Here is a 12,840-nt window from a genome sequence, read left to right as displayed (position 1 = left end):
AAATACTCTAGGAGCACAGGTGCGCAACGAGACTTCCAATAATCACTTGGATCGGGAATTTCCGATGAGCAATCGGAATTTCGAGTTGATTGCCGATGTGGCCTATCACATCACAGGTATTAAGCTCGGAGATCATAAGCGCAACATGATATACAGTCGCCTGGCGCGGCGAATTCGTGCTTTAAAATTACAATCATTTGATCAATATTGCGCTTTAATTGAGGGGCAAGAAGGCCCTGAAATACATGAGTTTGTCAATGCTATAACGACTAACTTAACGTCGTTCTTTCGTGAACCTCATCATTTTGAATTTCTGGCGAATAAGGTGTTTGCCGACCTCAAACGTCAAGGGCAAACTCGTCGAGTTCGCGGTTGGTCGGCGGGCTGCTCGACTGGAGAAGAGCCTTATTCCATTGCGATGGTGATACGAGAAATTATGCCGCCGTCAGGATGGGATATAAAACTCCTTGCCACGGATCTAGATTCCAACGTTGTTGCCCACAGTATGGAGGGCGTCTATAGCGCGGATCGTATTGCCGATTTATCGACTACTCGGCAACAAAAATGGTTTATGAAAGGGAAGTCCGGAGAGCAGGTTAAAGTCAAATCCAGTTTGCAGAATCTGATTACGTTCAAACAACTTAATTTACTGCACAATTGGCCTATGAAGGGGACTTTTGACTTTATTTTTTGCCGGAATGTTGTGATTTATTTTGATAAAGAAACCCAGAAAGTACTTTTTGATCGCTATGCAGATATTTTGAAGCCTAATGGTTATCTATTTATTGGCCATTCGGAAACCTTGCATAAAGTATCAGATCGATTCCGCTCCTTGGGTAAAACCATTTATCAGAAAATAAGATGAGGATCTGGGTTTGGTTCGTGCAGTAAATCCAAAACTGCCTCAGCCTCTGCCGGGGTTTGAGCAGGTCAACCGCTATTGGGATAAGCGAATGAATCTTGCCGCAGCGAAGATTCTGCCCGGTGAGTTTTATGTCAGTGATCAAGGGGAAATGATTGTTACTGTATTGGGCTCCTGCATTGCAGCCTGTATTCGCGATAAAATATTAGGCATTGGCGGCATGAATCACTTTATGCTGCCGTTTAAAGAGGATGATGCCGATCGCTGGGGAAACAAAGTCAGTGCTGCCTCTCGTTATGGTAACTGGGCCATGGAATATTTGATCAATGCCATTTTGTCGCAAGGCGGAAGCCGTCGAAATCTGGAGGTAAAGCTTTTTGGTGGTGGTCAAGTACTGGCAAATATGACTGACGTTGGAAAGAATAATATTGAATTTGCGCTTAGCTACCTCGAGGAAGAAGGTTTATCTGTCGTTGCTCAGGATGTCGGTGGTCCATACCCCCGTAAGGTATTGTATTTTCCCGATACCGGCGCGGTGAAAATGCGTAAGCTTAAATCTGTCCATAATGACACCGTTGAACGTCGTGAGCGTGAGTACAGTCGCAGTATTGAAGTTAAGCCTGCGGGCGGCGATGTGGAGCTGTTCTAATGGCGACTCCTGTGAAAGTACTCATTGTGGATGACTCGGCACTGGTTCGCAGTCTTTTGACTGAGATTTTGAATTCCGACCCGCGTCTAACTGTCGTGGGGGCTGCCCATGATCCCTTTGAAGCCCGGGAACTGATAAAACAATTAAGGCCAGATGTTCTGACTCTTGATATCGAGATGCCGAAGATGAATGGCATTGCCTTCCTTAAGAATCTTATGCGCTTGCGACCCATGCCGGTTGTGATGATTTCCACATTAACCCACGCCGGAGCCCCGGAAACATTGGAAGCTCTAGCTATTGGTGCTGTGGATTTTATGCCTAAGCCCAAGGATCAGGGGGCCGCGGGGTTATCCCAATATCGGGATGTCATTATCAGTAAAGTGTGCTGCGCTGCTGGTGCGAACATACAGGCCCTGGACATAGGTAAAACCAAGGAGCATACAACGGCCAGGGTGGCGTCAGGTAAACAGTTAAAACGAAATTTTATCTGCTCCATTGGTGCATCTACGGGAGGAACAGAGGCAATCAAGGATGTCTTGATGGGCTTGCCGAAGCAGTGTCCGCCTATTGTTATTGCGCAGCATATCCCGGCTGCTTTCAGTACATCTTTTGCTGAACGATTGAATAACAACGCTGCCATTGAAGTCTGTGAGGCTAAGGACGGTCAGCCTATTCAAGCCGGTTGTGCTTATCTGGCACCAGGGGATAAGCATCTTAAAATAGCCCGTTCGTCCTATGGTTACAGTTGTGTGCTTGATGATGGTCCTAATGTAAATCGTCACAAGCCTTCAGTTGAAGTGCTGTTTGATTCTGTGATGAATGTGGCGAGAAAGAATGCCATGGCGGTTATGCTGACGGGAATGGGGGCTGACGGATCGCACAAGCTGCTGGAGTTGAAGCAGGCCGGGTGTACAACCGTGTGCCAGGATCAGGCCTCAAGTGTAGTCTGGGGAATGCCAGGCGTGGCCGTGGATATCGGCGCGGCAGATCATGTCCTGCCCTTAGGGCGGATTGCCGATATGATTATGCGCGAAAGCTACGGTTGAGTGTTTATTGGGCTTCTTGATTGTAATTTGTTCGGCTTTTTCAAGCACAATTGAATATAACTGGGAAGCTACTGATATTAGTCTATTCTTACACATAGGCTGCAAGGAATACTTTTTATTGGTGTGGTACATATGAACGACAACAAAATATTGTTCGTAGCCTCTAGACAGCATACAGCGTCGAAGGTCTAATAGGGTTGTATTATCTCGCAGGCTTAAAGAGTTGAGCCTGAAGAGCAGGGTGTCCCGGCACTGGTTCATCCTGTATCAGATGTAATACAGTTAACATTTTGATTTTGCTGGAGTTTTATGGGGTAAAATATGGCAATTACTTCAACCGTGGATGGTCAGGAACTGGTGATTTCAATCCAGGGACGTTTTGATTTTAGTGCCCACCAGGATTTTCGTAACAGTTACGAATCACTGGACGACAATCCCAAATCTTACCGGGTCGATATGAACGAAACGACCTATCTGGATAGTTCAGCGTTGGGCATGTTGTTGCTGCTTCGCGATCATGCTGGCGGCAACAAGGCCGAGATCAGCATTGTGAATTGCAGTCCTGATGTGAAGAAAATTCTCACTATTTCCAACTTCGAGCAACTCTTCACCATTCAGTAAATTCCCCAAAGTAGGCTCTGCTGCCGTTGGGTACTGGGACATAAAGACGATATGACAGATGCTGGCGTATTGAAGGTTCTTATCGCCGATGATACGGATAGTGATCGTCTAATACTTGAATCCATCGTCAAGAAAGAAGGGCACCAGGTTGTAAGTGCCTGCGATGGTATGGAGGCGGTTGCCTGTTTCGAGCAGGAGCAGCCTGACCTGGTACTGCTTGATGCGCTTATGCCTCGTCTCGATGGCTTTGGAGCAGCGCGCCAAATTAAGGCTCTGGCTGGCGAACGGCTGGTGCCGATTATTTTCCTGACTTCCCTGACGGATACCGAATCGCTGGTGCAATGCCTAGATGCGGGCGGCGATGATTTTCTTTCCAAGCCCTATAACCGTTTTATCCTGCAGGCCAAGATTAAAGCCTTTAACCGTATGCGTGAAATGCACGGGACTATGCTGGAACAACGCGACCAGATTGCCTTGCATAACGAACACCTAATGCAGGAGCAAGCTGTTGCCAAGCAGGTGTTTGACAATATCGCGCACACCGGCTGTCTGGATGCCAGTAACGTCAAGCATTTTCTCTCTCCGCTAGCGGTGTTTAATGGCGATGTGATTGTTGCGGCCGTGCGTCCCTCCGGCAATATGATGGTTCTCCTCGGCGACTTTACCGGCCATGGATTACCAGCCGCGATTGGTGCTATGCCCCTGGCCTCGACCTTTTACGGTATGGCCCAGAAGGGCTTTTCCATGGTTGATATTCTTCGCGAGATCAATCAAAAGCTGAAACAGATTTTGCCAATAGGTGTGTTTTGTTGTGCGACCATTATTGATGTAAATTTTCGCAAGCAAAAAATCAAAATTTGGAACGGTGGTCTGCCAGACTGTTACATTCTGCGCAATAAAACCCAAATGGTAGAGGCGGTGCACTCCCGTCATCTGCCTTTGGGGGTTCTCAGCGATAAAGACTTTAAAGACGACTGCGTCCACTTCGAACTGGAGATGGGCGACCGCTTCTATATGTGGTCAGATGGCATTATCGAGGCGCGTAATGGCAGTGGCGATATGTTTGGTGAGGATCGCCTAAAAGCGGTGTTTGACCGCTGCACTGACCCTGAGAGGCTGTTTGAGGATATTTTGGCCAGTGTTCAGGGATTTATCGGGGATAAGGAACGCGATGACGACTTATCTCTGATCGAAGTAGAAATGGTTGCGCCGGACGATGTAATTACCAAAGCCCGTGAATTTACCCGACACAGTGGCGCAGGGCTGATGGAGTGGTCACTGGAATTTGAAGTTAAACCCTCCACCTTCCGCGTTTTTGATCCCCTACCGTTATTGCTTAACGTACTGGTTGAGGTGCCGGGTTTACGCCGTCACAGTGGCAGCCTGTATACCATTTTGGCCGAACTTTATTCCAACGGCCTGGAGCACGGCATTCTGCGGCTTGACTCTTCCTGGAAGAAAACCCCAGAGGGTTTTACCCGTTACTATGAAGAGCGGACTCAGCGTTTGGCGGAGCTGCACGACGGTTATATTCGTTTTAATCTGGCCCATCAGACCTCGGATGATGGAGGCACGCTGACGATTCGCGTACTGGATAGTGGTAAAGGTTTTGCTTTTGATGCCAACATCAATAATGACCACAAAACCCAGGGATATTCAGGGCGGGGTATTCCCCTGATTAGAACCATGTGCCATTCTTTACGCTATCTGGGAACTGGCAATGAAGTAGAAGTGGTCTTTGCCTGGGAAAACGATCAATAGCGAGGCTTTGTATGAGCAACCCACATGTCGATCTTGAAACTCTGGAAACTCTAAAAGAGGTAATGGAGGATGATTTTCAGTTGTTGATCGAAACCTTTGTGGCGGATGCTTCTGGACGCATTGCCAAGATGCAGCAACAATTTGCCGACTTGGGTCCCGAAGATATTCGTAAAGAAGCTCACAGCTTAAAGGGCAGCAGCAGTAATATTGGGGCGCCTAAACTCTCAGAACTTTGCTTTATTCTCGAAGAAAAAGGTCGTCGCGGTGATGTCAGTGATGCCTTGGCCGACCTAGAAGCTATTGTTGCCGAGTTTGACAGCGTCAAGAATATCCTCGAAACCCTGTAGTATTCAGGCATTACCCGCTTCACCGTGCTTCTTAACTGTCATCTGGTCTAATTGGCACTCTCTTTGCTCTAACCATAGGTAAGCCATACTTGGCGGCCAAAGCTTGCCGCTATTGATTACTGTGAGTGGAGCATAAGCCCCTATGAATTCCAATAATGCCTTGACTCAGCCCCGTGCGGCCTTGGATTCCTTACTGAACATAAACACCTCTGCGCCTTCGCGGGCGCCAGAATCGGTGGCAGAAAATACTGATAAAAAGCCCTTCGATGCCCATATGGCTGACCAGACGGAGCGTAAACCCGTAGATAAGGAGCTGGCTCATGAAGAGGATGACCAGCATGTTGCTGATAAGCCAGCACCAGAGCATAACCAGCAGAAAGCGCCTGAGTCAGAGCCAAAATCCGCTGAAGCGGCTGAAAATCCAGCTACCGAGTCTTCAGAACCAGAAGAGTCAGCTAAAGAGGCGGTAGCAGGTGAAGCGTCGCAATCTGCTACAGCGCCAGCAGAGACGGTTCCGGCTCAGCAGGCAGCTAAGGCTGCTGCTGTGCCGACTGAGCCCAGTGTTGTCGTTACCGAGACCGCGACAGAAAAACCTGCAACAACATCCGTTAATGAAGGGGTGAATTCGGTGCCGCTGAATGGCGGTATTCTGGCAAACAATCGACAGTCTGATGCCGCGACTCTGGTTGGCACTGAGGCAGAGGGGCTAACGGTTAGCGGCAAACCCTTGCCATCTGTGACTGCTCCTGCAGCGGTTGATGCCACGACTGTCGTTCAAGCTTCGTCACTACCGACTACAGCAGCCAACGGGGCGCAAGCCAATGTAATCTCCACACCGGCTCAACAAAATCCGGTTGCGGGGATTGGTGGGCTAAACGAAGATACACCGCTATCACAGGTATCAACTGAGTTAGGTATAGATGCTGTTGGAGCAAAGGAGTCGTCTCGCCCTGCGTTAGCGGTAGCCACACAGCTTTCGATGGCTGCTGCCAAAACTTCCACTGTTTCTGAAACCACGCTGTTAGCACAGGCGGTGAATAATGCTGTCGATAAGGTTGCCGTTGCAGCCAATGTAGTGGAGAAAGCTGATCAAAACCTGATAAAACCAACGGCAGCTCCGCGCCTTATCGCGCCTGCAGTGGCAAAGTATCAGTTAGATGGACAGCCAAGTGTGAGTCAAACCCGGGTTAATGTGCCGGTCGGGCAGCCGCAATGGCCTTCGGCTGTTGCAGAACGGGTGATGTGGATGTCTTCACAGCGAGTGACATCGGCTGAGATCCACCTTGATCCACCTGAGCTGGGCCCGCTACAAGTACGCGTAAGCGTAAACCAGGAGGCTGCCAGCGTGACCTTTACAAGCCAACACGCAGCCGTTCGCGAAGCACTTGATTTAGGTGCTTTCCGTTTACGTGAAATGTTTGAGGCGGAGGGCATGGACTTGGTAAATGTAGATGTCTCCGATCAATCTCTGGCTCAGGGCTCTGAAGACGGGGAAGCTGGAGGTTCCGGGCAGGGAGGATCTGGCTCAGGCACGGAAGATGCTGAAGATGTTGCCGCAGTCACTGCAATCAGTAGTCATGATGGCCTGGTTGATCATTACGTATAAAATTCAAGCAGTTTTAAAATTTCTTCGCGCCTATCTGTCCAGATAGGCGCACCTCACTCCAAATCGCGTTAAAATTTCCCTTGTAGCTTGTCTACACTAATGTTGCTGGCATAGCTTTTGCTGGCTACCTTTCTTAGAGATGGAATGACGGATATTTGACATGGCGGATGATAACGACCAAACCCAGGATGCAGGCGAGCAGGCGCAGGGGGGCGGCAAGAAAAAGCTGATTCTATTGATCGTGGTCGGCCTGGTACTGGTTGGTCTGTCAGTAGGTGGAACTCTATTGGCTTTGAATATGATGGGCGGTAAGGAGGAGCAGGTTGCAGAAGGTGAAGCTGCTGAGCAGGCGGTGGAAGAAGAGCAATTACCGGCGATTTACTATCCCTTGAAACCCACCATTATCGTTAATTTTAATGCACGAGGCCGTCAGCGCTTCTTGCAAGCTGAAGTGAGCTTGATGGTTCGTGAAAACGATGTAGTTGCTGCTATTGAAGAGCATAGCACCATGCTGCAACACTCCCTGTTGATGTTGTTTAGCGCACAGGATTACTCCGAGCTGCAAACCCCTGAAGGTAAAGAATTATTACGTCAGTTAGCTCTGGAAGAAATGCGTACTCGCCTGGAGCAGGAAATTGGCAAGCCGGGTGTTGAGCAGGTGTTATTTACCAATTTTGTAATGCAATAGCCGTAATCGAGAACAGGATATCGCGTGCAGGACTTACTCTCACAAGACGAAATTGATGCCTTACTCCACGGTGTTGACGACGGTGATATAGAAACCGAAGGCGACGCTGAACCGGGTGGTGTCAAGGCCTACGACTTAACCAGTCAGGATCGTATCGTCCGTGGGCGTATGCCCACCCTGGAGATGATTAACGAGCGTTTTGCCCGTTATACCCGTATCAGCATGTTTAACCTGTTGCGTCGAACCGCGGATGTCTCCCTCGGCGGGGTACAGATTCAGAAGTTCGGCGAATATGTACATACCCTGTATGTACCTACCAGTTTGAATATGGTGAAGTTCCGCCCCTTGCGCGGTACGGCGCTGATTATTCTTGATGCAAAACTGGTATTTAAACTGGTTGATAACTTCTTTGGCGGTGACGGCCGCCATGCCAAAATCGAGGGTAGGGAATTTACGCCGACTGAATTGCGCGTAGTGCAGATGGTGCTCGAGCAGGCCTTTGTTGATTTGGAAGAGGCCTGGAAGGCAGTGATGCCGATCGATTTTGAATATATCAATTCGGAAGTTAACCCTTCCATGGCCAATATAGTTAGCCCTAGTGAAGTGGTAGTGGTAAGTACGTTTCATGTTGAACTGGATGGCGGCGGTGGCGAGTTACATATCACCTTGCCGTATTCCATGATTGAGCCAATCCGGGAAATGCTGGATGCTGGTTTGCAATCGGATACCGATGAGCGTGATGAACGTTGGGTGCATGCCCTGCGTGAAGATGTGATGGATGCAGCCGTTGATTTGGAATGTCAGGTTGTACAGCGTGATATTACGCTACGCGATATTGTGGATTTAAAAGATGGAGACGTGATTCCTATTGAAATGCCTGATTACCAAGTGGTTACCGCCAATGGTGTGCCTATGTTTCGCACCCAGTTCGGACAATCTCGAGGTAATTTGGCGATGAAGGTTCTCGATTTTATTGATCGCTCAAATTTACATCCTGCCCACGGGGGCATAGATGTAGGTTTGCAATCCGGCGGAGATAAAGAGGGGAGTCAAGGAGAGCAAAATGAGTGATGATGATCTGATGGGTGAAGAAGGCGATATTAATCAGGATGCCATGGCCGATGAGTGGGCAGCCGCAATGGAAGAGCAGGAAGAAATCGATGGCGCGGATGAAGCTGAAGATGATGCCAGTGCGGTAGAGTTAACAGAATTTGACGGCGCTGGAGGCGGCAGTCTCGGCGGCGGAGCTGAGGATAATCCTGATCTCGATGTGATTCTCGATATCCCTGTAACCATCTCCATGGAAGTTGGCGCAACCTCCATTTCCATTCGTAATTTGTTGCAATTAAATCAGGGTTCTGTGATTGAACTCGATCGTTTGGCCGGTGAGCCCTTGGATGTGCTGGTGAATGGCACCCTGATTGCTCATGGAGAAGTGGTTGTGGTCAATGAGAAGTTTGGTATTCGCATGACAGACGTTATTAGCCCATCAGAGCGCATCAAGAAACTGCGCTAGGAATCGATATGGTGTTTTCTTCTCGGCGATTAGTTCTGCGTGTGCTGTTGTGTTTTATGACCTTGTGCCTGAGTGGTCTTGTTGCTGCTCAGACTTCAGAGGTTAAAGCTGAGCAGGCTGAAGTTGTCGCTACCCCTGATCCAGAGTCTTCAGCCATTTCCACACCTGTCTCCACAGCTAACTCCACGCCCGGGCCAGTCGTGGTTCCTCCGGTAGGAGAAAATTTACCCAATCACGCTTCTTATATCGGCCAGGTTATCGTTGGCTTATTGCTAGTATTGGCCATGATTTTTGCCATTGCCTGGTTATTAAGGCGATTTGGCCAAGGTACGTTGGTAGGCAGCCAGCAAATGAAAGTCGTCTCCAGTCTTCCACTTGGGCCTCGGGAACGATTAATTATTGTTGATGTTAACGGTGAGCAACTGTTAATTGGCGTGGCCCCAGGGCGAATCAGTCAGTTACACCATTTTAGTGAGCCTGTGATTCCCAATAAAACCCAGGATGACGGTGACTTCGGCCAAAAATTGAAAGAGATTTTGAGCCGCTCGACCTTTAAATAACAGATTAGCATCCATCCTACCAGGAATCGGAAAACCCTTATGCACGCCAAGAAATATGTCGGCTTATTATTACCCTGGCTTTTATTGCTGCTGCCCGCAGAGGTATATGCCCAGGCAGAAAATGCCATAAAGGGTATTCCGGGTTTACCGGCTGTAACTGTGCAAACCAATCCCGATGGTTCCCAGAATTACACAGTAACCTTGCAAATCCTGGCAATAATGACTGCCTTGTCGTTATTGCCTGCAATTCTAATGATGATGACCTCGTTTACACGGATCATCATTGTATTCGCTATTCTTCGCCAGGCATTGGGATTACAGCAGTCACCATCCAATCAAATCCTGATTGGTTTATCCTTATTTTTGACCTTTTTTATCATGTCGCCGGTCTTTAACCAGGTTAACGAAGAGGCTTTACAGCCTTATATTAAAGAGCAGATTGGCCCGGTAGAGGCTTTGGAGCGAACCAGCAAGCCGTTCCATGCGTTTATGTTGGCGCAGACCCGCGAAACAGATTTAGATTTGTTTATGCGTATAGCCGATGTAAATGATATTCAAACCCCGCAGGATGTGCCGATGAATATCCTGGTGCCGGCATTTGTTACCAGTGAACTCAAAACGGCTTTCCAGATAGGGTTTATCCTGTTTATTCCGTTTTTGGTAATCGATATTGTCGTAGCCAGTGTATTGATGGCTATGGGTATGATGATGTTGTCACCACTCATTATTTCTCTACCCTTTAAAATTATGCTGTTTGTATTGGTTGATGGCTGGGCTATGGTTATTGGAACCCTGGCGGCGAGTTTCGGGTAAGGAGGTTCGCTTATGACACCTGAAGTTGTAATGGATTTATTGGGTAACGCCTTTTACCTGACGGTTGTAATTGTCGCGTTAATTGTTGGGCCGAGTTTGGCTGTGGGGCTGTTGGTGAGTATGTTCCAGGCGGCCACCCAAATTAACGAACAAACCTTAAGCTTTTTGCCTCGGTTGTTGATTACCCTGGGCACCATCATGTTTGCCGGCGGATGGCTGTTAACCCAGTTTATGGATTTGTTTAATCGCCTGTTTATGCAAATCCCCCACTTGATCGGCTAAGACGCATTATGTGGCTGCTGACCGAAGCGCAGATTGCCCAATTTGTTGGCCAGTATATTTGGCCTTTATTTCGTATTACCGCCATGTTTATGGCTATGCCGGTTATTGGTACGCAGCTGGTGTCTCCCCGTGTACGTATTGTATTGGGTTTCACCGTCACACTGCTGGTCGTACCTCTTTTGCCGCCGTTACCAGCCGTTCCTCCTTTATCTTTGGCCAGCTTGTTAATAGTTGTGCAGCAGGTTTTGATCGGTTTGGCGATGGGTTTCTTTTTGCAGGTGGTATTCCAGGTCTTTGTATTGGGTGGCCAGTTTATTGCGATGAAGATGGGGCTCGGCTTTGCGTCTATGAATGACCCTTCCAGTGGGGTCGCCGTAACGGTGATTTCGCAGTTTTACCTGATTTTGGCCACGCTATTGTTTTTGGTAATGAATGGTCATTTGGTGGTTATCGAATTATTGGTAGAAAGTTTTCAACTGATGCCTGTTTCAGACAAAGGGCTAACTGCCGACATGTTTTGGCAAATTGCGGCATCTGGCAGTTGGTTATTTAGTCGAGCGTTAATGATTGCCTTGCCGGTACTGACGTCGTTACTGGTTGTGAATCTGGCGTTTGGTGTAATGAGTCGGGCGGCACCACAAATGAACGTATTTGCTGTCGGTTTTCCGATTACTTTGTTGCTTGGCTTAGTACTTATTTGGTTAAGTGTTCCCAATTTCTTGCCTAACTATCAGTTGTTTTTGGAAGAGGGTATTAGCTTCCTGCACAACTTTGTGGGTTCTCCCTGATTGAGGTGTATGCCAGATGGCAGAAGAAGACAGCAGTCAGGAAAAGACAGAAGAGGCGACGCCCCGAAGGCTTGAAAAAGCCAAGGAGGAAGGCCAGGTTCCCCGATCGCGGGAACTGACCACATCGGCTATTTTGTTGGCTGGTGCCGTAGGCTTAATGATCACCGGGCCGGTTATTGGTGGGGCTTTGATCGATGTCGTCGAGTTTAATTTTCAGCTCGACAGGCGTGCTGTTTTCGATCCGCAATTTATGATGCTGCATCTGGCCCGTTCCTTTTACGATGCCATTCTATCCTTGTTTCCCTTATTCGCTATTCTCCTAGTAGCCGCTATTCTGGGGCCGATTGCGCTGGGTGGTTGGCTGTGGAGCACCAAAGCGTTAATGCCCAAAATGAGCCGCATGAACCCTATTGAGGGCTTAAAGCGGATGTTTGGGATTAAAGCGCTGGTGGAGTTGGCTAAAGCCGTAGGCAAGGTTCTTGTGGTGCTAGTGCTGGCTGTGTGGTTACTGAGTGCCATGCAGCAGGATATGTTGAACCTGGCTAATCAGTCTCCGGATAAGGCAACGGTTGAATCCTTGGTGATGAGTGGCTGGGCGTTTGTGGCATTATCGGCTGCAACCATTTTGATTGTCTTGGTCGATGTACCTTTCCAGATATGGGAGCACGCCCGCAAGCTGAAAATGTCACGCCAGGATATCAAAGACGAGATGAAAGACACTGAGGGTAAGCCGGAAGTCAAAGGGCGTATTCGTCAGCTGCAGCGGGAAATGGCGCAGAATCGCCAAATGGCGGCGGTGCCAGAAGCTGATGTAGTCATTACCAACCCGACTCACTTTTCTGTGGCACTGAAATACGACCCGGACAACATGGCGACCCCCATTCTGCTGGCTAAAGGCGTAGACCATGCCGCTTTGAAAATCCGTGAGATTGCCAAAGAACACAGTATCGAAATTATGGAATCCCCTGTATTGGCGCGTTCCATCTACCATACCACCGATGTTGATCAGGAAATCCCGGCAGGCCTTTACATGGCGGTGGCACAAGTGCTGGCCTATGTCTTCCAGTTGCGTAATTACCGCAAAGGGCAGGGTGATATGCCGGTTTACCCACGTAATATCAGCGTCCCTAACGATCTTCGTTATGATTAGCGTCTAAATCTTTCTTTTGTTAACGCCCCATAGCCTATCCCTTACCAAGCCCTACACTTCTTTACGCCCATTGACCCTACTTAAAACGGCCCCTGCGTAAACTGTATCCAACGTTGATTGATGACCGAAGAAGGAGGTCGCTATGTTGATT

Annotated in this window: 15 protein-coding genes; all 15 read left to right on the top strand. The window is 48.6% G+C overall.

The window, feature by feature from the left end:
* The first annotated feature begins 64 nt into the window (after positions 1–64).
* The 15 genes from ACGHZ6_RS13800 to flhB all read left to right on the top strand — a co-directional run bounded on the left by ACGHZ6_RS13800 (position 65) and on the right by flhB (position 12,689).
* On the top strand, positions 65–865 hold the full coding sequence (locus ACGHZ6_RS13800; RefSeq protein ID WP_390614554.1) for a CheR family methyltransferase: 801 nt from the start codon (positions 65–67) through the stop codon (positions 863–865).
* Between the two features lie 10 nt (positions 866–875).
* The gene (gene cheD, locus ACGHZ6_RS13795; RefSeq protein ID WP_390614553.1) at positions 876–1,511 is read left to right on the top strand and encodes a chemoreceptor glutamine deamidase CheD; all 636 of its coding nucleotides are present in this window, start codon (positions 876–878) and stop codon (positions 1,509–1,511) included.
* On the top strand, positions 1,511–2,557 hold the full coding sequence (locus ACGHZ6_RS13790; protein ID WP_390614552.1) for a chemotaxis response regulator protein-glutamate methylesterase: 1,047 nt from the start codon (positions 1,511–1,513) through the stop codon (positions 2,555–2,557). Before cheD ends, ACGHZ6_RS13790 begins: the two co-directional genes overlap by 1 nt.
* A 321-nt stretch (positions 2,558–2,878) precedes the next feature.
* Positions 2,879–3,178 carry an STAS domain-containing protein gene (locus tag ACGHZ6_RS13785; RefSeq protein ID WP_390614551.1) on the top strand — a complete coding sequence of 100 codons (300 nt, stop codon included), beginning with the start codon at positions 2,879–2,881 and terminating at the stop codon, positions 3,176–3,178.
* 51 nt (positions 3,179–3,229) lie between these two features.
* Positions 3,230–4,939, top strand: a complete 1,710-nt coding sequence (locus tag ACGHZ6_RS13780) for a SpoIIE family protein phosphatase (RefSeq protein ID WP_390614550.1) — start codon at positions 3,230–3,232, stop codon at positions 4,937–4,939.
* A gap of 11 nt (positions 4,940–4,950) precedes the next feature.
* Entirely contained in the window at positions 4,951–5,286 is a 336-nt protein-coding gene (locus tag ACGHZ6_RS13775; protein ID WP_390614549.1) for an Hpt domain-containing protein, read from the top strand.
* Between the two features lie 142 nt (positions 5,287–5,428).
* The gene (locus ACGHZ6_RS13770) at positions 5,429–6,892 is read left to right on the top strand and encodes a flagellar hook-length control protein FliK (protein ID WP_390614547.1); all 1,464 of its coding nucleotides are present in this window, start codon (positions 5,429–5,431) and stop codon (positions 6,890–6,892) included.
* 160 nt (positions 6,893–7,052) lie between these two features.
* Positions 7,053–7,580, top strand: a complete 528-nt coding sequence (locus tag ACGHZ6_RS13765; protein ID WP_390614546.1) for a flagellar basal body-associated FliL family protein — start codon at positions 7,053–7,055, stop codon at positions 7,578–7,580.
* A gap of 24 nt (positions 7,581–7,604) precedes the next feature.
* Entirely contained in the window at positions 7,605–8,651 is a 1,047-nt protein-coding gene (gene fliM, locus ACGHZ6_RS13760; protein ID WP_390614545.1) for a flagellar motor switch protein FliM, read from the top strand.
* Complete coding sequence (fliN, locus tag ACGHZ6_RS13755; protein ID WP_390614544.1) at positions 8,644–9,096, top strand: flagellar motor switch protein FliN; 453 nt, start codon at positions 8,644–8,646, stop codon at positions 9,094–9,096. The genes fliM and fliN overlap by 8 nt, the downstream gene beginning before the upstream one ends.
* Before the next feature lie 8 nt (positions 9,097–9,104).
* Complete coding sequence (fliO, locus tag ACGHZ6_RS13750; protein WP_390614543.1) at positions 9,105–9,656, top strand: flagellar biosynthetic protein FliO; 552 nt, start codon at positions 9,105–9,107, stop codon at positions 9,654–9,656.
* A gap of 39 nt (positions 9,657–9,695) precedes the next feature.
* Positions 9,696–10,469 (top strand): flagellar type III secretion system pore protein FliP, encoded by a 774-nt coding sequence (fliP, locus tag ACGHZ6_RS13745; RefSeq protein WP_390614542.1) that lies wholly within the window; start codon positions 9,696–9,698, stop codon positions 10,467–10,469.
* A 12-nt stretch (positions 10,470–10,481) separates the two neighbouring features.
* Positions 10,482–10,751 (top strand): flagellar biosynthesis protein FliQ, encoded by a 270-nt coding sequence (gene fliQ / locus ACGHZ6_RS13740; RefSeq protein ID WP_390614541.1) that lies wholly within the window; start codon positions 10,482–10,484, stop codon positions 10,749–10,751.
* A gap of 8 nt (positions 10,752–10,759) precedes the next feature.
* Positions 10,760–11,539: a flagellar biosynthetic protein FliR gene (gene fliR / locus ACGHZ6_RS13735; RefSeq protein ID WP_390614540.1), complete on the top strand. Its 780-nt coding sequence runs from the start codon at positions 10,760–10,762 to the stop codon at positions 11,537–11,539.
* Between the two features lie 16 nt (positions 11,540–11,555).
* On the top strand, positions 11,556–12,689 hold the full coding sequence (gene flhB / locus ACGHZ6_RS13730) for a flagellar biosynthesis protein FlhB (RefSeq protein ID WP_390614539.1): 1,134 nt from the start codon (positions 11,556–11,558) through the stop codon (positions 12,687–12,689).
* Positions 12,690–12,840: the final 151 nt, after the last annotated feature.

Source organism: Maricurvus nonylphenolicus (assembly GCF_042854845.1).
GTDB lineage: Bacteria > Pseudomonadota > Gammaproteobacteria > Pseudomonadales > Cellvibrionaceae > Maricurvus > Maricurvus nonylphenolicus.
The sequence above is the reverse complement of the archived record's forward strand: the minus strand, read 5'-3'. Positions and strand labels throughout refer to the sequence as shown.

Excerpts from the sequence above, each read along its gene's own strand:
- fliP (WP_390614542.1), top strand. The coding sequence starts at position 9,696 with ATGCACGCCAAGAAATATGTCGGCTTATTATTACCCTGGCTTTTATTG.
- ACGHZ6_RS13785 (WP_390614551.1), top strand. The coding sequence starts at position 2,879 with ATGGCAATTACTTCAACCGTGGATGGTCAGGAACTGGTGATTTCAATC.
- ACGHZ6_RS13765 (WP_390614546.1), top strand. The coding sequence starts at position 7,053 with ATGGCGGATGATAACGACCAAACCCAGGATGCAGGCGAGCAGGCGCAG.
- ACGHZ6_RS13800 (WP_390614554.1), top strand. The coding sequence starts at position 65 with ATGAGCAATCGGAATTTCGAGTTGATTGCCGATGTGGCCTATCACATC.
- fliQ (WP_390614541.1), top strand. The coding sequence starts at position 10,482 with ATGACACCTGAAGTTGTAATGGATTTATTGGGTAACGCCTTTTACCTG.
- ACGHZ6_RS13780 (WP_390614550.1), top strand. The coding sequence starts at position 3,230 with ATGACAGATGCTGGCGTATTGAAGGTTCTTATCGCCGATGATACGGAT.
- flhB (WP_390614539.1), top strand. The coding sequence starts at position 11,556 with ATGGCAGAAGAAGACAGCAGTCAGGAAAAGACAGAAGAGGCGACGCCC.
- ACGHZ6_RS13770 (WP_390614547.1), top strand. The coding sequence starts at position 5,429 with ATGAATTCCAATAATGCCTTGACTCAGCCCCGTGCGGCCTTGGATTCC.
- fliR (WP_390614540.1), top strand. The coding sequence starts at position 10,760 with ATGTGGCTGCTGACCGAAGCGCAGATTGCCCAATTTGTTGGCCAGTAT.
- ACGHZ6_RS13790 (WP_390614552.1), top strand. The coding sequence starts at position 1,511 with ATGGCGACTCCTGTGAAAGTACTCATTGTGGATGACTCGGCACTGGTT.
- fliO (WP_390614543.1), top strand. The coding sequence starts at position 9,105 with ATGGTGTTTTCTTCTCGGCGATTAGTTCTGCGTGTGCTGTTGTGTTTT.
- fliN (WP_390614544.1), top strand. The coding sequence starts at position 8,644 with ATGAGTGATGATGATCTGATGGGTGAAGAAGGCGATATTAATCAGGAT.
- ACGHZ6_RS13775 (WP_390614549.1), top strand. The coding sequence starts at position 4,951 with ATGAGCAACCCACATGTCGATCTTGAAACTCTGGAAACTCTAAAAGAG.